General features: G+C 59.1%; 13 protein-coding genes, 2 pseudogenes and 1 riboswitch. Of the genes and pseudogenes, 8 read left to right on the top strand and 7 right to left on the bottom strand.

What is annotated here, in order from left to right; all coding sequences use genetic code 11:
* Window positions 1–189: pseudogene (locus tag ACMA5I_RS10895) on the top strand (integrase); the annotation flags it as partial.
* Window positions 190–382: 193 nt separating this feature from the next.
* Here ACMA5I_RS10895 and ACMA5I_RS10890 read toward each other — a convergent pair.
* Both ACMA5I_RS10890 and ACMA5I_RS10885 read right to left on the bottom strand, forming a co-directional pair.
* Window positions 383–1,987 (bottom strand): hypothetical protein, encoded by a 1,605-nt coding sequence (locus ACMA5I_RS10890; protein ID WP_525886291.1) that lies wholly within the window; start codon window positions 1,985–1,987, stop codon window positions 383–385.
* Window positions 1,980–3,413 carry a hypothetical protein gene (locus ACMA5I_RS10885; protein WP_525886290.1) on the bottom strand — a complete coding sequence of 478 codons (1,434 nt, stop codon included), beginning with the start codon at window positions 3,411–3,413 and terminating at the stop codon, window positions 1,980–1,982. Before ACMA5I_RS10885 ends, ACMA5I_RS10890 begins: the two co-directional genes overlap by 8 nt.
* Window positions 3,414–3,834: 421 nt before the next feature.
* Here ACMA5I_RS10885 and istA point away from each other — a divergent pair.
* Window positions 3,835–4,599: pseudogene (gene istA, locus ACMA5I_RS10880) on the top strand (IS21 family transposase); the annotation flags it as partial.
* An 11-nt stretch (window positions 4,600–4,610) separates the two neighbouring features.
* Here the strand turns inward: istA and ACMA5I_RS10875 are convergent.
* The 3 genes from ACMA5I_RS10875 to ACMA5I_RS10865 form a co-directional block, all read right to left on the bottom strand.
* Window positions 4,611–5,441: an SOS response-associated peptidase gene (locus tag ACMA5I_RS10875; RefSeq protein ID WP_525886289.1), complete on the bottom strand. Its 831-nt coding sequence runs from the start codon at window positions 5,439–5,441 to the stop codon at window positions 4,611–4,613.
* A gap of 173 nt (window positions 5,442–5,614) precedes the next feature.
* Window positions 5,615–6,741 (bottom strand): IS3 family transposase gene (locus tag ACMA5I_RS10870; RefSeq protein ID WP_525886288.1). Its coding sequence is split into 2 segments (ribosomal slippage): window positions 5,615–6,471 and window positions 6,471–6,741, totalling 1,128 coding nucleotides; the frame shifts between segments, so codons are not numbered across the junction.
* A gap of 84 nt (window positions 6,742–6,825) precedes the next feature.
* Window positions 6,826–7,677, bottom strand: a complete 852-nt coding sequence (locus ACMA5I_RS10865) for a hypothetical protein (RefSeq protein WP_525886287.1) — start codon at window positions 7,675–7,677, stop codon at window positions 6,826–6,828.
* 319 nt (window positions 7,678–7,996) lie between these two features.
* Between ACMA5I_RS10865 and ACMA5I_RS10860 the strand changes: the two genes are divergently transcribed.
* The 3 genes from ACMA5I_RS10860 (at window position 7,997) to ACMA5I_RS10850 (ending at window position 15,197) form a co-directional block, all read left to right on the top strand.
* Window positions 7,997–11,269 (top strand): site-specific DNA-methyltransferase, encoded by a 3,273-nt coding sequence (locus ACMA5I_RS10860; protein WP_525886286.1) that lies wholly within the window; start codon window positions 7,997–7,999, stop codon window positions 11,267–11,269.
* Between the two features lie 4 nt (window positions 11,270–11,273).
* Window positions 11,274–14,066 carry a BPTD_3080 family restriction endonuclease gene (locus ACMA5I_RS10855; RefSeq protein WP_525886285.1) on the top strand — a complete coding sequence of 931 codons (2,793 nt, stop codon included), beginning with the start codon at window positions 11,274–11,276 and terminating at the stop codon, window positions 14,064–14,066.
* A gap of 963 nt (window positions 14,067–15,029) precedes the next feature.
* A complete protein-coding gene (locus tag ACMA5I_RS10850; protein ID WP_525886284.1) occupies window positions 15,030–15,197 on the top strand; it encodes a hypothetical protein in 168 nt (55 codons plus the stop codon).
* 750 nt (window positions 15,198–15,947) lie between these two features.
* Here ACMA5I_RS10850 and ACMA5I_RS10845 read toward each other — a convergent pair.
* The gene (locus tag ACMA5I_RS10845; RefSeq protein ID WP_525886283.1) at window positions 15,948–17,243 is read right to left on the bottom strand and encodes a pentapeptide repeat-containing protein; all 1,296 of its coding nucleotides are present in this window, start codon (window positions 17,241–17,243) and stop codon (window positions 15,948–15,950) included.
* 149 nt (window positions 17,244–17,392) lie between these two features.
* Between ACMA5I_RS10845 and ACMA5I_RS10840 the strand changes: the two genes are divergently transcribed.
* Window positions 17,393–18,142 carry a sulfite exporter TauE/SafE family protein gene (locus ACMA5I_RS10840; protein WP_525886282.1) on the top strand — a complete coding sequence of 250 codons (750 nt, stop codon included), beginning with the start codon at window positions 17,393–17,395 and terminating at the stop codon, window positions 18,140–18,142.
* Here ACMA5I_RS10840 and ACMA5I_RS10835 read toward each other — a convergent pair.
* On the bottom strand, window positions 18,105–18,812 hold the full coding sequence (locus ACMA5I_RS10835; RefSeq protein WP_525886281.1) for a sirohydrochlorin chelatase: 708 nt from the start codon (window positions 18,810–18,812) through the stop codon (window positions 18,105–18,107). The genes ACMA5I_RS10840 and ACMA5I_RS10835 overlap by 38 nt on opposite strands.
* A 127-nt stretch (window positions 18,813–18,939) precedes the next feature.
* Window positions 18,940–19,130: riboswitch (cobalamin riboswitch) on the top strand.
* Window positions 19,131–19,228: 98 nt separating this feature from the next.
* On the opposite strand from ACMA5I_RS10835, the gene nrdH reads away from it, so the two are divergent.
* Both nrdH and nrdI read left to right on the top strand, forming a co-directional pair.
* Window positions 19,229–19,453 carry a glutaredoxin-like protein NrdH gene (gene nrdH, locus ACMA5I_RS10830; protein ID WP_525886280.1) on the top strand — a complete coding sequence of 75 codons (225 nt, stop codon included), beginning with the start codon at window positions 19,229–19,231 and terminating at the stop codon, window positions 19,451–19,453.
* 1 nt (window position 19,454) lies between these two features.
* A complete protein-coding gene (gene nrdI / locus ACMA5I_RS10825; protein WP_525886279.1) occupies window positions 19,455–19,871 on the top strand; it encodes a class Ib ribonucleoside-diphosphate reductase assembly flavoprotein NrdI in 417 nt (138 codons plus the stop codon).
* The last annotated feature ends 13 nt before the right edge of the window (window positions 19,872–19,884 follow it).

Below are 19,884 nucleotides of genomic sequence, written 5' to 3'. Positions count from 1 at the left end.
GGCCTAGAGCCGAGCGCCTATGGCACCCACTCTATGCGGCGCACCAAGGTCGCGCAGATATACCGCAAGACCGGCAACCTACGCGCGGTTCAGCTTTTGTTGGGCCATACGAAAATGGATAGCACGGTGCGCTATCTCGGTGTTGAACTCGAAGATGCGCTGACCATCGCCGAGGCGGTAGAAATCTGAAGGCTTAGGGCCGTCTTAACAGACGGCCCTTTAGCTGCCATTCGAGCTTGGCGCGGGGCATGACCGTTCTTGGCCCTTTGCAGCTATTCATCACTTTTGCCGCAAATTAGTACAACGAGCCACCTAGAACTAAACGCCCGGAAAAGAGGGGCAAAAAACAGAAGTGACCCGTGTTTTGTATGCAATGCCAGCCTCAGGACTTGTACATTGGGGCGAGATATCGTTTTCCGGGAACCGAGATGCCTTCCTTGATGCTTTTCACCTGCGCAGGCAGGTTAGGCAAGGCACCACCAACGGCGACTGCAACCTGAGGATACGGATCGACCAGTTGCGGATAGGTTTCCCTCAACTCATACGGCATGGGTTCGGCCAATGACAGTTGAACCCGCCTTCCGTCCCGTTCAATCGAAACCCCGTCCAGCGCCTTGACAACTGGAAGGCCAGCTCCCCCGCCCGTGGCTGTCACGTTCACGGTATTTTGGTCGCCAGCAACACAGAACGCCGCATCAATTGCGAGGTCCGTGATCTTCTTGAAAAGCCCTTTGATGATCGGATGTTCAAGAAAGTCGTCCAGTTCGATGTCGACTACGTCCCCCGTCACCAAGCTAATACTGAGAGCACCATCCATAAAGAGCACTTCTTTGTCCCCGCGGATGGTGCGCTTCAGAGCAGCTTGAACGCGCCTATACTCAGCTGTGCCATCGGCGAGGCCGCTTTTGTCCATGATCTTCTTTAGCAGGGCGTTATCTATGATGTTACCAGCTTGATTTATTGCACGCGCTGCTGTCGTAACTTCGGCCACCGTGACGCGATCGTTGCTGGGGTTGTTCACGCAAATGCATCCGGCGACATCCGTCGTGCCGGCGCCGATATCCAGAATTACGTACGGCACCCTACGCTGCGCGGGAGTGCCTATGAGAGCACCAGCGCCCGCGGCTGTGGCCTCGAGGACGGGGTCGGCAATCAACCCAAATGGCAGTTCGTCATCCTTGGCCTTGCGTGCCAATTGGACAATCTTGCACGCTTTCTCTAGCGAAAGATTGCTGGAAAGGTCGTCGCCACAGCATCTTCCAATTGCGATCGCCTCGGCGATGATCCGACGCATTGCCTCACTATTGTCCTTGAAATGATCCGGCGTCCAAGCGGGGTGTGCATATCTGCGTTTCAGGTCAATGCTGGGGCGCTGCCCGCGCAGCGCCTGCTCAGCGCGAAGGTTCAAGTGAGCAAGATACAACACCAGCGCGTCGCGTTGCGTCAGGGTGCCCGACGGATCCTGGGCCTTCTCTAGCTTGCGCCTGTGTAGATCCGTCACGTCTTTGGTGAGCGTAATGAACTGCTTTGGACTGTCGATCAGCCGATCTTGTGTCGCCTCGACGGCGTTAAAGTGGGCCCTCGCTGCACCCCCCAAGTAAAGCTCGCCACCGTCAACGAAGAGCTCCGATGGCAGCAAGAGTTCCGGATCGCCAAAGGCGTTCGTTCCAAAAGCCAATGGGAATAGCTCAGGCACGTCGTCAGTGTCGTCGACTGAACACGCGAATGCCTTAGAAAATGACGTTCCGAAGTCCAGACACATGAGGTGATCCTCATCGATATCTTCCGGTGTTGGACATGTGATAACGGGAATTTCGAAAGCCGGTTCAACAGTTGGTACCGCTGGAGCATCGACGACAGCGGTAGGCTCCAGATCGAGGATAGCGCGCAAGGACTCTGCTTCGAAGGATGTGAGAAAAACGTCGGAGGACTTATCGAACCGTTCGAGAAGACTCTCAAGTACAATTCTCGCAGTTACTTTATCCATTGCCGTTCTCAACTTCTGCCTTAACCAATATCACACTGACACCGCCTCGACCTTCTTTGACGACACCCGGTGTCAGGACGCGAACCTCACTCCCAATTCTTAGATCGTCCTCTCCAACGTGTGCGGCTGGATCATATCTCACCAGCTCTGAGCGCTGAGGACTGAGGGCGATGCGGCGCGTACGGGCGACTGCACGCGCCCATTGAGACGCAAGCGCACCTCGCTTCAGCGCCCCCTCCAAGAGGTCACCCTCTGCAGCCATGATGTCCTTCACATCGTTCAGAGCCTGCTCGACCGCGGTTGCCTGAAGCTCAGGGAGATCCAGCGCTATCAAAAGTCGGCCGACATACTCGTCCAGTTTTGCTTCCGAAAGCGCCTCAACGCCGCGAACCGAGCGTTCCTCCTTCGGCTCTTCGCCGTTCACGAACCAATATGCGATGGACTGGTCGAGGCTCGGCGTACGCGCGGCAGACTCTTTGGCCATGTTGTTGATCGATCGCGCGCTGATCGAAGTGACCAGTGCGTCCCTAAGAGGCTTGTTTATCACACCTTGCTTCGCAAACATGAGAAGCGTCTCGACTCCAAGGCGCGCAATACTTCGCACTGCGCCCTCAAAGTCCTGAGACGGAGACGCGGGTCGCCACCATCCACGAATTGCGTCGATGATCTTGTAGCTTTCTGGGTCCGTGCGCGCGCTGAGGTTAAGCCTCACGATCTTCTGGATGGCAGAAAGAAAATCTTGGCACGCCTCCTCTCGCAGAATGCGATCGTCGGGGCCTGACTTCGGCAAATGGCCAACGAAAAGAACTTTTAGCTGCTTGCCGATTTCATCCCCCGCATCGACGTCGACCGTTGCAACGAAGTCGTCGATCGAAGCAACGATGCGGCGTATTCGCCGACAGAGAGCATCCGGTCTCAGATCGTTCTCTCTAGCGACTGTCTCAATCTCGTTGTTCAAACGCTGCAAGAACGCTGTCAAAGAGGCGCCTCCAGAACCGGCGATACTGGCCCAAACGCGGCGCGCCGTCTCGGCCGTTTCTTCCTCGGCAAGTTCCCGATAAGAAATGGCGATGATTTCGCTTCGTTTGCTGCCCTGAAGGCTTCTTGCAAGGTAATAACGATCCTCACCATCCGGCAGGCGAACAAATTCAGGGAGAGCTGCGTCTAGCCTCTCGCCCAGCAACGGCTCTACGAGACGCTCGGCTGGTTTTGATATTGCAGCCATGCGTCCAAGCATTGCGAATGTTGTCCAAACTACAGAGGGGTTATCGTCGTGAAGATAGGATCCGACGCTTTTCCAAAGAGCTTTGAATTCCGATGTTTCGAACTGCTCCTTCGTGAGCTTGCGACTCTGGATCAAGGCGCGCAGTTCGGCAAGCGCATTGGGTAGATCCGAGGATACTGTTTCCGATGAAGATGTGTTCACGAAGACTCCGTAGCTCTAATTCAGCACCGCAGCCGGAAGCTATAGTGGCTATGTAAAGCATTTTGCCTAAGCATGCAAAGCGGTCGTTGATGCCGTCCGCAGCGAACGACCGCTCCCCGCCCTAACCGCCCAATCATGATGTAGCGTGTGTCATCTGCGGCCAGCAGATATCACCGGCCACAGGCTTGCCGAAACTCCAGGAAGAGCGCGATCCGATCCTTGCGCTCGGCCCCCTCGACGGTGCCGGGATGGCCCGTCAATTTGGCGATCGCGAGGTAACGCGTCCAGAGCTGCCGCGAGCGGCTGTGAACGTCGGAGCAATACTAGGCCACGGTAGCGACGGCATAGTGTTGTCGCGGGCGGCGTAAAAGTCGTCCACTTTTGCCCTTTCGGATTTCGGGAGGGCTTGGGGATATACACTGTGGACTTGTATTTGAAGGTGCGTCACGCTCATTTCCAGGATGGATTGAGCGGGCGTCAGATTGCCCGGGATTTTGGGATCAGCCGGGACAGTGTTGCGAAGATGTTGGCCTATTCGGAACCGCCGGGATATCGGCGGACAGCGCCGATCAGGCGCCCGAAGCTGGATGCGTTCAACAGCCAGATGGACCAATGGCTTGCTGAAGACAGGAGCCGCTCTCGCAAGCAGCGTCACACCGCCAAGCGTATTTTCGAGCGGTTGCGGGACGAGTGCGGTTTTGATGGCAGCTACACCATCGTCAAGGATTACGTTCGAGACCGGAAGCGGACCGGCAAGGAGATGTTCGTGCCGCTGAGCCATCCGCCCGGTCATGCACAGGCCGATTTTGGTGAAGCGCTTGTCGTGATCGGCGGCGTCGAGCAGAAGGCACACTTCTTTGCCCTCGATCTGCCGCACAGCGACGCATGCTACATCCGGGCCTATCCTGCGGCCAATACCGAGGCGTGGCTTGACGGCTATGTCCATGCCTTTGCGTTCTTCGGCGCGGTTCCCCAGTCGGTTCTTTATGACAATGACCGCTGTCTGGTGGCCCGGCTTCTGCCGGATGGCTCCCGGCAAAGAACTTAGCGGTTCAGCGCGATGTTGTCGCATTACGTGATCCGGGACCGCTATGGCCGTCCCGGCAAGGGCAATGACAAAGGGGCCGTGGAGGGGCTGGTCGGCTACGGACGTCGCAACTTCATGGTGCCGATCCCGTCCTTTCCGGGACGGCCAAATCAGCCCGATATCAGCTCCAAACTACCATCTGGAAGTGGACGCTGAAGGGCCTTCGCTTCATCCCATGGCGCTGCCATCCAAGCGCTCCATTCATCCGGCTCGGTCAGGATGACCGGCATGGCCTTTGGGTGGATCTTGCCGACCTCATCGTTGGCCGCGGTTGTGAAGAAGGCGAACAGATCATCGGTCGAGAGACCATCTCTCACTTTTCGGACGCTGGTCCAGTCAGGAACGAAAAGACCTGCGAAGAATGCGGGCTTCTCGTCTGGCAGAGCGAACCATTGATTGCCGCCACGTTTCGGCTCGGCGAAAGAGGTGAACGGAACCAGGCACCGATGTTCTGGCGCGAGCCATTTCGCCCAGTGAGACGACTTAGGATTACGGATATTGGTCACGCCTTTGTCGTAGTTCTTTCCCTGCAAATAGTAAGGCGGCGTGGGGAGGCCCCATCGGGCCATCTGCATAACCGGCACGTCGGAACCACGTATGATCGGAGCCAGTTGATCGGGATATATCTTGTCCAATGCGGGCAGATTGCCGGTGCGATCAACAAGCCCTTTAAAGAGCTGGCGCATCGCGTCCTGCGCTTTGGTTTGCGAATAGAGATTGCACATGAGATCGACCTCAATATTTCTAGGACGGTGTGTCCAGGCGGTGATGGCGGTTTCCGGGCGACCACGACGACCACATTGGCTGCAGACGAGACGCGCCAGCGCGTCCTCAGAAAAGTGGCCGCACCAACTGCCGATATAGCCCGGATGCCATTCCCGCGTGGGACGACAATCTTCGTGGCCGCACTCGCATTGAAAAAATGTATAGTGTCCGCCCATGTGAGAACAATGGGCGAACGCGCGTGAGTCGCCAAGGGCCTATTCGCCGCGCGTTGCGAAGCGTTTCGTCTCGTCTCAGCGGCGCACTCGCGTATGCTGTCGTGAAAGGAGTGAAGTGGTCCTAACCTTTCGGACAGGTTTGCAGCGTTTCTAAGGTGTATCGGGTTTAGGTTTCATGCTGCTTTTTGCTCTTCCAAGCCTGCCCAATATGCGTCGTCTGGCGTCCGCCGATCAAGCCCGGAATGGGGCCGCTTGGTGTTGTAGAAGGCCATCCAGTCCTTAACGACGCGCCGCGCCTGGAAGCCGTCGGTGATTTCCTCAAGGTAGATGGCCTCTTGTTTCAGGCTTCGCCAGAGGCGCTCGATGAAGATGTTGTCGAGGTAACGGCCGCGCCCATCCATCGAGATGCGCACGCCTGCCTCGGTCAACGTCGCGATCCAGGCTGAACCCGTGAACTGCGACCCTTGATCTGTATTCATGATCTCCGGTGGGCCGTGTTTCGCGATGGCCTCGTTCAGAGCCTCGACACAGAAGTCGGCATGCATCGTGTTCGACAGCCGCCAGCTGAGCACCTTGCGCATGGCCCAATACATGATGGCAAGCAGATACAGAAAGCCGTTCTTGACCGGCACGAAGGTGATATCCGCACGCCAGACCTGGTTGGGTCGGTCGATCTGCATTTTCCTCAGCAGATACGGATAAACCGGGTGCTGCGGATGCCGCTGGCTGGTTCTGGGGCGCTTGTAGATTGCCTCCAGCCCCATCTTCGCCATCAGTCGGCGCACGCGATGGCGGCCCACGACGGTGCCTTCCCGGCGCAGATAGGCCGCGATCTGGCGTGACCCGAAGAACGGATACTTTGTGAACACGCGGTCAATCTCTTTCATCATCGCCAGCGTCTCGACATCAACACCGACCGGCGTGTAGTAGAACGCCGACCGGCTCAGGTTCACCAGCTTGCATTGCCGGCTGATGCTCAGTTCGGGATGGTCGCGCTGGACCATCGACCGTTTCTTTGCCGGGCTCACCTCTTGAGCCCTTCCGACAAAAAATCGTTCTCCACCGCCAGCCTCCCGATCTTGGCGTGAAGCTCCTTGACTTCGGCTTCGGTCGGGCCGCTTTGCTTGCCGCCCGAGAATACGTCCGCCATGCCCTCGATGGCCTGCCGCTTCCACGTGCTGACCTGGTTAGGGTGCAGCTGATGCTTCGCCGCGATCTCCTGCACGGTCTTGTAGCCACGCAGCGCTTCCAACGCCACCTTGGCTTTAAACTGGTCTGTAAAGTTCCGCCGCTTCGCCATTCGCGTATCCCTTCAAAGGTTTGGGATACACCTTAGCCGACTGTCCGGATTCCTGGGACCACTTCAGTTCAGACTAGTGAGCGATCAAGGATCTGCATATTGAATGAGTCGGCGCCGGGCTTCCTGGATGGACATTTGCCCGCGTGCGCGGTTTGCGAACTGCGTCACGAGGTGTACGTTTCCATCGTAGTAGCCGAGGGAGTTGTCGAGCCGGTCGAGAGACATTCGATCATCCTGGACGCCCCGCTCCGCGGCCGAGCGCTTTTCGAAAGGCTGGCCGGTCAAAGCGCAGCGACCTTTCTGCTTTTTAAGAAGTTGGCTCGTCAGAAGACAAAGCTCCGAGTAGTTCCCAGAGCCGACGTACTCCTTGCCGACCTTTACTGTCATCTTGCCGAACCCATTTACACGGTGGATCGCGTTTGAGACTGCCCGACGTATCTCGGCCTCCAGTGGCGGCTCTGGCATGACCGATCGTGCGTAGTGATATTCCGTTGGAATAGGCTCCAGCGGTCCGAGCACTGCCTCATAGGCATCGAACCAAATGCACCGGTTCTGCTCACGGGGGACTTCTGAGATCTGGATCTCATTGAGCTTGCTTCGGCGTGCCTCAAAAGCGTCCTCACTGGGCTGCCCGGTGGCTGCGTTCACCACCAACATGGTGAGATCTGGGAATCCCAAAGGAGAAATTGCAAAGCTGTAGACGTCATCCAACCATCTGCCGTTTTGCCTATTTCCATAACCCCGAAGGTTGATCGCATCGGTGTAAGTCACACGGCACTTGCTGACCGCGCATCTCGCCAAGATATAAAGATCCTCCAACACCCGTGCTGCGAGAGCTTCGGTTCTCTTGATGCCGTAATCCGGATAGACCTCCGGAATCTGGTCAGAGATCATCGCCAGAAGATCTGCGCGCGGTATTGGGCTTTCAACATCCATACTTCGGTGCTCCGATGCTCTAGGCCATCCTATCAAGTGGAGGTAGCGGCGCAACATCACCGGCGTCTACTCTGGTTGCTGTCGGCGCGGAAATCTGGGTCGCCTCTGCGCCCTTTGCGATCAAGACGTCTCCGGCCCTTACCGGTTACTTGCAGACGGCGGCGTGCCGCAGTGCAGCTTCCCCGAACCGGCCATTCGCATGTGCGCCGCAATCTCTGACCTCCGGTCGGTTCCATGGAAGGTCGATTCCTGCGTGCAAAAGAACAACCGGCGCGATATGCAATATAAAACAAGCCCTTTTCGTGAGTAGTCGCCCCGCATGTCCGACAGTCTGACCAATCTCATCCTTTCCTTCACCCCCGAAGACGGCTCCTCGATTGGCAATGGCGCGATGATGGCGCGTTTGCGCGAGCATGTGCCGGGCCTTTCCGACGATGACTATATTGCCGCTCGTGATGCGCTTGTCGATGACGGACAGCTGGCCCGCGGCCGTGGGCGTGGCGGGTCGATCATGCGGGTGATCGACGACCAGGGCGGCGATCAGGAAGCCTGGGACGAGGATGAGGACGGCGAAGATGCGGATGGGTTCGAACTGACCCCGACCAGTGAACCGGTGTCGCGGCAGCGCGCGGCCTCGGGCAAGCGACGCGCCGCGCGCAGACCGGACGGGCCGGTGCAGGTGCTGTCCTACCGCCACGGCGAGACGCGGGTGAACAACCCCGAGGTGGGCATGGTCCATGCCGGCACCGATCCGGATGGCGACAAGACGCTCTGGGCCTATGACCCGCATCTGGACCCGGTGCTGAATTTCGACTCCGCGCGGGCGGGGATCGAACGGCTGATCGACGATGCGCTGGCCTCGGGCGATGCGGAGCAGATGAAGGATGCGCTGCAAGAGCTGAAGCGACTGCAGGCGCCCTATCTGAACTGGACGGGCAAGGCCGAGCGGACGACCGTCGAGGTCGATACCGTCTCGCTGCATGTCCATGAACGGGTGGACCCGGCGACGATCCTCGCCAATGCTGCGAAGCGGCTGAATGGCAAAGACGCCGCAACTCAGTGGCGGCAGCCGGACCTGTTCGCGGCGCCGTTCGAGAACCTGCCGCTGCGCCAGGCGCTGGATTTCTATCACCACGAAAAAGGCTGGTCGAACCGGCTGGTGGCGGGCGACAGCCTGCTGGTGATGAACTCGCTGCTGACCAAGGAGAGCATGGGCGGCAAGGTCCAGATGATCTACATCGACCCGCCCTACGGCATCAAATACGGGTCGAACTTCCAGCCCTTCACCAACAAGCGCGACGTGAAGGACCGGTCAGACGCCGACTTGACCCAGGAACCCGAGATGATCAAGGCGTTCCGGGACACTTGGGAACTCGGCATCCACTCCTACCTCACCTATCTGCGCGACCGGCTGATGCTGGCGCGGGAATTGCTAACCGAGAGCGGGTCGGTGTTCGTGCAGATTTCGGATGAGAATTTGCACCTTGTACGAGACATTCTTGATGAGATTTTCGGCAAGGCGAACTTTTGCGGGCTCATTTCCTACAGAACCACTGGCGGACAGTCTGCCGCCCTATTGTCAGGGTCTGTGGATTTCTTGCTTTGGTATGGGAGGGACAAAAAGAAGGTTCGCGAAAAATTCAAGCAGCCACGCGAACCCAAGCCCATTGGTTTCGACGGAAAGAGCCAGTATACCCTTGTTGAAGCCCGCAATGGAACTGAGCCTGTTCGCTCAATGACCACCGATGAGAGCAGCGATTTAGAGACCTTGAGCGTTTCGCATCGCGTACTGTCCCACGACACGCTTTACTCCCAGGGCGCCCCCTCTGATCCTGAGGAACGCAAGTTTTCGTGGCGGGGCATTCAATTCGAGTGCCCAGGAAACAACCATTGGAAGCCGGGCACTAAAGGACCCGGTATGGATCGTTTGTCGAAATCCAACCGGATGCTCCTGATCGGCAACACTTTGCGCTACCGGCGCTACTTTGAGGATTACCCAGTCAAGGAGTTGGACAACGTTTGGAATGATACGGCAATCAGCGGATTTGGCCGGAAGAAAGAATATGTCGTCGAAACTCTCGAACGAGTCATCGAACGCTGCCTCCAGATGACCACCGATCCCGGCGATCTGGTGCTCGATCCCACCTGCGGCTCCGGCACCACCGCCTTCGTTGCCGAGAAATGGGGGCGGCGCTGGATCACCTGCGACACGTCCCGCGTGGCGATCACGCTGGCCAAGCAGCGGCTGATGACCGCCGGTTTCGACTACTACGCGCTCCGCTATCCGCATGAGGGGCTGGGCGGCGGCTTCGACTATGAAACCGTCCCGCACATCACGCTGAAAAGCATCGCCAACAACCCCGACATCGACACGATTTACGACGAGGATCACCCAAAGATCACGGCGGCGCTGGCCGATCTGAATGCCGCGCTGGCCGCCAATCCGCCGAAACCGCTCAAGCCCACCCAGGGCGTGCGCAAGGGCAAGCCGGTGGATTTCGCCAAGGGCGACACGCTGCACGAATGGGAGGTTCCCCTCGACTGGCCGGACGACTGGCCCGAGGCCGCCCGCGCGTCGTTCGACGCCTTCCACGCCGCCCGGCAGGCGATGCAGCGCCGGATGGACCAGTCTATCGCCGACCATGCAGAACAGGAGACGCTCTACGACAAGCCGCGCGTCGACAAATCCAAGCTGCGCATCTGCGGGCCCTTCTCGGTCGAGGCGGTTCCGGCGCCGACCGTCCTGTCGCTGGACGACAGCATGCCCCCGCAAGAGGCCGACGAGACCGTCGCCCGCTCCGGCGAGACCTCTCGCCAGGCGCTGTGGCGCGACGAACTCTTGAAGACCGGCGTGCGCGGCAAGGGCGGCGCCGTGCTGCGCTTTGCCGAATTCGAGACGCTGCCGGGGCTGAAGCACATCCATGCCAGCGGATCGCTAGCCGAGACGGGCGAGCGCGTTGTCGTCAGCTTCGGCCCAGAGCACGCGGCGCTGGAGCAGCGGCAGGTGGAACTGGCCCTGACCGAGGCCGAGACCCTGCGCCCGTCGCCGAAATTCATCCTGTTCTGCGCCTTCACCTTCGACCCGGAGGCCGCGAAGGACATCGACGAGGTGAACTGGCCGGGCGTGACGTTGCTCAAGGCGCAGATGAACACCGACCTCTTGACCGAGGATCTGAAAAAGAAGCGCACCTCGAACCAGTCCTTCTGGCTGATGGGCCAGCCGGACGTGGAGCTGCGCAAGCGCAAGGACGGGCTTTGGGAGGTCGAGGTGAACGGCTTCGACTATTTCGACCCGAAGGCGGGCGACCTTGTCTCAGGTGGCAAGAAGCAGATCGCGATGTGGTCGCTGGACGTGGATTACGACAACCGCTCGCTGATGCCGCACCAGGTGTTCTTCCCGATGGCGGATGCGAAGGACGGCTGGAACCGCCTGCGCAAGACCGTCCGCGCGGAGCTGGACGAGGATCTGTTGGAACAGTTCCACGGCACCGTCTCGCTGCCCTTTGAGGCGGGCGAGAACCGCCGGATCGCGGTCAAGATCGTGGACGACCGCGGGATCGAGTCGCTCAAGATCATGTCGCTGGAGGGATAAGCCCATGTCCCTCATCATCAATTCGCCCTTCGTCTGCCCAGGCCAGCATTGGGTCGAGGCCAAGGGCGGCAAGCTGGAGATCAAGTCTGAACGGCGGCCGGCGAGCTACGAGGTCTTTGACGCGCGCAACAACACCAAGCGCACCGAGGTGCTGGATCTGGTGAACACGATCCGCACCCGAGTGGATCAGTGGCGCGAAGACGGCTGGCCCGGCGTGACCATCGTCACCCGCAAGCTGTTGGAGCACTGGCACGACCGCGAGGCGCGGCAGCATCCGTTCTACTTCTGCCAGCTCGAGGCCATCGAGACGCTGATCTGGTGGGTCGAGGGGGCCGAGGCCTACAAGCAGGGCATCGCGATCCCCGGCGATGGCGGGGTGTGGGAGCGTCTTTGCAACAAGATGGCGACGGGCGCAGGCAAGACCACGGTGATGGCGATGATCATCACCTGGCAGGTGCTGAACGCGCTGACCTATCCGAAGCGAAACAAGGATTTCAGCCGGGCCGTGTTCATCGTGGCCCCTGGCCTGACCGTGAAGGAACGGCTGCAGGTGCTGCTGCCCAGCGAGGGCAGCTATTACGACGAGTTCAACCTTTGCCCGTCCGAGGCGCTCCGCCAGAAGCTGAACCAGGCCGAGGTGCTGATCGAGAACTGGCACACGCTGATGCCGCTGAAGGAAGCGAAGCGATCCGTGATAAAGAAAGGGCGCGAGTCCGACGAGGCCTTCACGCGGCGGGTGCTGGGCAAGCTGGCGGCGCACAAGAACATCATCGTCATCAACGACGAGGCGCATCACGCCTATCGCAAGCCGCCCGAGGTGAAGATCAGCAAGAAGCATGCCGAGGAGCATGGCATCGACCTTGACGAGGCGACGCGCTGGATCGAAGGCCTGGACCGCATCCACAAGACCCGGCGCATCCAGCGCTGTTTCGACCTGTCAGCCACGCCTTTCGCGCCGACTGGCAAGAAGAGCACCGATACGGCGCTGTTCGACTGGATCATCTCGGATTTCGGCCTGAACGACGCGATCGAGGCGGGGCTAGTGAAGACGCCGCGCGTCGTTGTCCGCGACGATGCGGTTCCGGACGCCAAGACGCTGCGTTCGAAGCTCTACCACATCTACCGCGACCCGACTGTTTCCGAAGACCTGAACCGCAAGGCCGAACCGCATGAGGCGCTGCCGAAGCTGGTCCAAGACGCCTATACGCTGCTCGGCGCCGACTGGCGGGAAACCCGGGCGCAATGGCAGGAGGCCGGGCATCATTCGCCGCCGGTCATGCTGACGGTCTGCAATCGCACTGAAACCGCAGCCCGCATCGAGACCTATTTCAACAAGGGCGATGCGCATTGGCCCGAATTGCACGCACCGACCCGAACGCTCCGTGTCGACTCCAAGGTGCTGGAGAAGGCAGAGATCGGCGAGACCTCGACCTCCGACAAGGATTACGAGGCACGGCTGAAGGCAATCATCGACGCTGCGACCATCCCCGAGACCCGCCGCCAGCAATTCCGCTCGCTGAAGAAAGAAGAACTGCTGCGTGAGATCGTGGACAACGTCGGGAAGCGGGGAGCGGCCGGACAGGATCTACAGAACGTCATATCGGTTGCGATGCTGTCGGAGGGATGGGACGCCAAAAACGTCACGCATATCATGGGTCTCCGGGCGTTCACCTCCCAGCTGCTCTGCGAACAGGTCGTCGGGCGCGGATTGCGTCGGGTGTCCTATGACACGGACGAGAATGGTCTGTTCCTGCCCGAATACGTCAATGTCTTCGGTGTGCCGCTTTCCATTTCGGAAACAGGCGAAGGCGGGGAGGCTCCGCCGCCTCCGAAGCCGACCACCCAGATCGAAGTCGTGCCCGAGCGGGCTCATCTGGAACTTCGCTGGCCGAACGTGCTGCGGGTTGAAACGGTCGTGAGACCGCAGCTGGCCATGGACTGGGGCAAGGTAACGCCGCTCGCGCTCGATCCCGCCAGCACGCCAATCAGCGCGGAATTGGCTCCTGCGCTCGGCGGCGCGACGGATATGGGCAAGGTGACAGCCATCGACCTCGAGAAGCTGCCGGACGGCTTCCGTCTGCAACGTCTCGTCTTTCAGGCAGCACGGAAGGCCTTCGCCGAACTCAGCCACGGTTTTTCGGGTAGCCACGAGTATCTCGCGGCGCAGCTGGTCAGGATCGTCGAGGCGTTCCTCAGCTCCGACCGCCTCGACATCCCGTCGCTGTTCCACTCCGACCCACTTCGGCGGCGGATTCTGATCGCGCTCAACATCGACCTTGTCGTTCAGCATGTGCTGAGCAATGTGACCGAGCAGAACACGGAGCGCCTGACGCCGGTGTTCGACGAGGAAAACCCGATCGGCGCCACCGGCCAGATGCGGACCTGGTACACCACCAAGCCCTGCTTTCCGACCACCAAGTCGCATATCAGCCATCTCGTCGGGGATTCATCCTGGGAGGGACATGCCGCCAACATCTTCGAGAAGCGCGAAGACGTCATCGCCCATGCCAAGAACGATCATCTCGGCTTCCAGATCTATTACATGTGGGCCGGTTCACGACGCCGTTATGTTCCAGATTTCCTCGTTCGCCTTGCCTGCGGCACCATTCTGGCGCTTGAGATCAAGGGCAGCGACAGCCCCCAGAACAAGGCCAAGCGGGACGCGTTGAACGAGTGGGTGAAGGCGGTCAACGCGGCGGGCGGCTTCGGCCACTGGGCATGGGATGTCGCGTTCAACCCGGCGGAAATTCAGGACATAATCTCGAAACACGCAGCTGCGGACGAACTCGTGACTTAGCTCTGAGCGATGACCAAGTGCGAAAGCCTGCTGCCTGCCTTAGCCCACCGTTCGGAAAGCATTGCCGGAGGCATTGCGCGACGTCCGCCGGAAGTTTGGAATACGAAAACGTGAGCAAGCAGGAGCGTATGTCTGAGGAGATCAGAAGAATGCACGATAAAGGTTACGAGGCACTCAACGATGTGCCAGTCCAAATGGTGAATAGCTATACGCGCCTTTGGCAACTTGAGACTTGGCTGCGTACCATGGTTTATTTCGAGCTCGCGCCCTGCTCGGCGACGACGGGGCGCGAGACCTAAACGCAAACTCCTGCTCGTTCCAGGCGGATAAATCGCTGACACATATGCCAAGGCCCGAGATGAATGCGCTGAGCTATGCACAGCTGTCTAAGCTGCTCATGCGGATCGATAAACACTGGAACTGCTTCGCTAGCTATTTTCCGCCCAAGGCCCTCTGGAAGCAAAGCTGCACGAGATTTGCCAGATCCGACACCGGGCCGCCCATTTCCAGGTCGGCCATGCAAACGATCTGTCTCGCCTGACGCAGTTCCTGCGAGAAGTGGACAAGGGCTTCTGGCGCTTCTGCACCAGCTATAACGATAGTGCGCCGATCCTGCCCAATGTAGCGACCCGGTTACAAATCAGTTCCTCCCGCTTGATCCGCTCCCTTGGGTTGAAGTTGAGGCCAGAAAATGGGCGCTCATCGGCGCACCCGACAAATCGCTGCCGGTTGGCTTGACCGTTCGCGCTCAGCGTCGTCCGTGGATCGTTAACCCGTTCGAGGCCGGCAGGGTCGGCGGTCTCTATGATCTGCATGTCTTTGCGCAGAACTGGCGATCGTTCGACCTGTGGCGTTTTCTCGAAAGGACGCATTCTAGTCATCAGGGGCTGGGTTATCTGCGCCTAGACAGCGAAGGGGCTTCGGTGCGTCCTGACAGGCCCAGCAGTGCTCGGGGCAACAGCAGTGATCGAGCTGGTCCAGTATCTTTATGGCGCCGCGATCGACTCGCTTTGCCTCGATCGCGCCGGAGATATCGAAGCTATAAACGCACTTGCCAATGCTTGGCCCGAATATGTCATCGGATCGAAAAATCCGCTGACCTTCCTCGATCCTCTTTCAACGCCTGAGTGAAAAGCCGGAAATCGCTGCCACGACCGGACGCTATTTGGCCCGATCTGCGGGTCCCAGAAGCCCGACGTGTGTCGACCTCGAATGTCAGCTTGTTCAGGTTGCTGCGGCAGACGTGCCGCAGCGCCGCAAGTCAGCTTTCCGCCCGCTATGTAGGTCACGCCGGGTCCGGCGGCGTGATCCCCGCAGAATGTCCGCTTCCATGTCTTGGCAAGAGCGCGATCGCACGCGCAGTGAAGTTCGGCTAACCGCCCCATAGAGCCGCTCTCACCTTTGGGCCTCCGAATTTTATGCCTAACGCCGCGCAAATTGCCGCAAAGGCGGGAGGCGCTATGATAATTGAGGCCTCGGCCCCTCCTGCCTTTTCTTGTGATCTGGAAAACTGGATTAACAAGACACAGTTGCTCGTGAGCGCAAGTGTGCGTTGCACGATCGCTGTTTACGCAGAGCTAATAGGTGGTACACATGGGTACACTTGACATGAGATAAAATGATTTATAATTAATAACTTATGGATCAAATCAATAAATCCCTCCTCCGCTACCAGATTTCCTGAGATTTTGGTTAGATTCTGTTTGGACCTCGGTTCCTCAGTTTTGCTAGTCGCTTGCTAAATGCGCGACAAGGATTTTGACGTACTCATCTTTTTAATTAAGGTATCAAAAGGATGAGCACATATATTGTCGCTGGTCATTCTGTACTCAGCTACAGTAAAAATTTTGCCTGACTATTCATCGGTCACGCGCAAAGATATCAGGTGATACGCCCCTTTAACTTCGCCCCCTGCATCTGCGTATTCCATGTATCCGCTAGCTGCATTTGAGCGCCTTGAAGGTCCGCCCCCTGCATCTGCGCTTCCCAAAGTATCGTGCCTTGCAAACAAGTTTGTTGCAGTGCTGCACCTTTTAGAGAGGCCTGCCTGGCTACAGCCCCTTGCAACTGCGCATTTTGAAGAAGGGCCCCTTGCAACTGAGTGTTCCGTAGGAGAGCCCCTTGCATGCACGCCCCCCTAAAATCGCAACCACGTAGATCAAACTTTTCGAGTTGAGCTGCCTGAAGATTGGTTTCACGGAGGTCGATACGATAGCCAGTATACGCTCCGAAGCGATCAAGGTAGGGCTTAATTTTTTCACTGTAGTTATCTTCTTGCTGTGAAGATCTAATATCCCCCGGTTCGGGAAATTCCTCAGCGAAAGGCCAGTCAATATCTAGATTTTCCCTATGGAAGTTTGCTTCTATTGTCTGTTGCTCCTGCGTGCGGCGACCAATCACTTTTAGCGCGCCGTGAATATCTGCACGCGTTGGCGGAAGCGTTCCAATCCAATCTCGAAGCATATTGCGGTAGTTTTTTGATCGAGACTGATGGTTGGAGGTGTCATTTCTCGCTTCAAACGCGTTTAGCGCACGCGCTTCGCTTGCGGGCGCATTTTCGCGGACATATGCGCAGAGTATCTCCATGATTTGAATGTGAACGTCGAGATTCTTCTGAGCAAGTCGCTCAAGCGCGAGAATCGCTCCGATGCGCACCTCAAGATTAGGCCGGGTTTCGGTGTAAACTTTCGCTCTGCGCACATAGCTATATTCCTTTTGGCTCCCCAGCGCGGTGACGGCCTCGTTGATCCTTGTCGTTAGCAGGTCCTCCTCCTGCGCTGTCGTCTGACGGTGCATATCTCGAGCTCGCAGAAGCGAGAAAGGTAGTGCGATTACTGCCGCCAAAGTTGCCGTTATCGCGGCCACTGAAAGTAGACCGAAACGGGCTTTTACGAGGTTTTCGTCAGTAATCGGGAATGCGCTGAAGACCACCCGACCGATTGTCAGCATGAGGCCGCAAAGCAGGAACAGAGCGACACCCGCCCAAATGATCGCGACGCCATAGAACAGCCAAGGATGCATATTTTCTGCGCCTAAAATACCCTTTAACTCTGCCAATTGTTTTCGCGGATAGAGGATCAGCAGTGGAAGGATGATGCAAAACAGGGTCATCATCACGCCGAGGGTCAGCGCAGCTCCTATCTCTATGGAAATATTCTCTGGAAGAGTCGAAAGCATCACCAAGCACCGCTTTGATATTTAAAATATATCTATTCATAAGCCACATTCCCCTCAAATCTAAACCCCTTCTTCACCCGCCCTCTCCGCGCCCCCCAATCCCACCCATGCCCCTTCCCCCGCCGCGCGAGATCGTCTAACGCTGCGATATGCTTGAAGTCGCACCGGAAATTTTTGCCTTGCTCATCGCGGCCGCGTTTGCGGCGGGGGTGATTGACGCCATTGCGGGTGGGGGCGGGCTGATCACCGTGCCGGTGCTGCTCATCGCGGGCGCGCCGCCGGCGACCGCGCTCGCGACCAACAAACTGCAAGCGGTGTTTGGCTCGGGCGGCGCGGCCTATGCTTACGCGCGCGGCGGGCATGTGGATTTATGGGCGCAGCGTTATGACGCGCTGCTCGCGGCGTTCGGCGCGGCCATCGGGGCGGGGCTGGCGCTCACGCTCTCGCCGGATCTTTTGATGAAGGTGCTGCCCGTGCTGCTCATTGCCGTGGCGCTCTATTTCGGGCTCAAACCCAGCATTGGCGCAGTGGAGGCGGAGCCGCGGTTTCCGCCATGGCTCTTTACCGCGCTGATCCCGCCGGTGATTGGCTTTTACGATGGGATTTTGGGGCCGGGGACCGGGTCGTTCTTCATGCTCGCCTTTGTCGCGCTTGGCGGCTACGGGATTTTGCGCGCGACGGCGCATACCAAGCTTTTGAATTTCGCGTCGAATTTCGGGGCGCTGGTGATTTTCGTGATCTTCGGCACGCCGTGGTGGATCACGGGGCTCGCCATGGGCGCGGCGCAGTGGATCGGGGCGCAGGTGGGGGCGCGGCTCGCGATGCGGGTTGGCGGGCGGATCATTCGCCCGCTGCTGGTCGTCACCTCGCTGGCGCTGGCGCTGAAACTGCTTCTCTAAGCTGCGCGGCGATCAGGGCGGGGATTTGCGGGGCGAGGCCGATGGCGGGCAGGACCGGGCCGTTGAAGCCGCCCTGTTCGAGCAGTTCCGGCACATCTTCCAGCATATGCCCGCCTTCAAACGCAAAGAGCGGCAGGCAGAGGCGCGGGCGGCCCGCCGTTGCCCGGGCGGCGGCGTCGAGAAACGGCTCTTCCTCGATAAAGCCGAGCGACATCTCCGCAAAATGCGTGTGGGTGCGGATCTGTGCCATCGCGTCCTCCGCTGCTTTGCGGGCCGCATCGCCGGAGCCGGAGCCATGGGCGGCGAGCAGAAGATGCGTTTCGCGTTCCTTCAGGCCCGCGGCAATCGCGCCGTCCTTGGCAAAGCGGGCGGCATAGGCCAGCACATCGGGGCGCATCCCGAGGGGCGGCAGGATCTCTGCATCGGAGCCTGCCGCATCGCGCCGTTTGGGCAGAACGCGCTTGGTGAAATAGCCATCGGCCATGAAGCAGGGATAGATATGCGTGACGCCTTCAAGCCGCGCTTCAAAGACGCCTTCCGCCGCGAGGGTCGCGCCGCGCAGCTCCAGCTCCGGCGCTTCGGCGGCGACGGCGGCGCGGAGTGTTTCGAGGCGGGTTTCCCCCTCATCCGGGGCCGAAGGCTGGCCATGGGCAACGAGCAAAATTGTCATCTTGTTAAGCTAGTCTGCGCGAGGATCATTTCAACGGCGAAACGCTGCGGGCCGGATCGCCCGAAATTGGGAACGAAATTCCGGACGGGTTGCGCTACCATATATTGACAGCATTCGGTAAAGAGCGTCTAAATGATGTGGTCTTGGTGCCCGCGCGGAGCGTGGGTGAAAATGGGAAGCCGGTGGGAATCCGGCGCTGCCCCCGCAACTGTGAGCGATGAGCCGAGGCCCGATAAGCCACTGATGCGCAAGCATCGGGAAGGGGGGCCAGGGCGTTGAGGCGCGAGTCAGGAGACCTGCCAGGGCGTGTTGAAAACCGGACGGAGGGTCCAAGAGATGGCGTATCCCCGCAGCGTGACTGCGCCGATTCGTGTCTGCCCCGGACCGCCCAGAAGTGAGAGTGAAAAGGAGTGGCCATGACCATCACCGTGTATTCCAAGCCTGCCTGCGTGCAGTGCACCGCGACGACCCGCGCGCTGACCGCCAAGGGCGTGGCCTTTGATGTGGTCGATCTGACCGAAGATGCGGATGCGATGGAGCGGGTGACGGCGCTTGGCTATCGGCAGGCGCCGGTGGTGATGGCGGGCGACGATCACTGGGCGGGCTTCCGTCCCGACAAAATCTCCGCACTCGCGTCGTAAAATGTCCGGGCTCGTCTATTTCTCGTCCCGTTCGGGAAACACGGCGCGCTTCGTGGACCGGCTCGGCCTTCCGGCAAGCCGCATCCCGATCGCGCCAGACGCGCCCATGCCACAACCGCGCGCGCCCTTTATCCTCATCACGCCGAGCTATTCGGACGGGGCAGGGCGCGGCGCGGTCCATAAACAGGTGATCCGGTTTTTGAATGACCCGGACACCCGCCACCATCTCCGCGGCGTCATCGGCGCGGGCAATCGCAATTTTGGGGCAATGTTCGCTTTGGCGGCGGATGTGGTGGCGCGCAAATGCGGCGTCCCCGTTCTCTACCGCTTCGAGCTGGCTGGAACACAGACGGATATCGCCCGCGTCAGTGAAGGACTGGACAGATTTTGGAACAGAGAGTTCTCGACCGCGATCTGAATGATGCCGCGCC

Source organism: Jujubicoccus corallicola (assembly GCF_047345645.1).
Classification (GTDB): Bacteria; Pseudomonadota; Alphaproteobacteria; order Rhodobacterales; family Rhodobacteraceae; genus JBLEFH01.
Note: the sequence above shows the minus strand (reverse complement) of the source record. Positions and strands in the feature narration are given on the sequence as shown.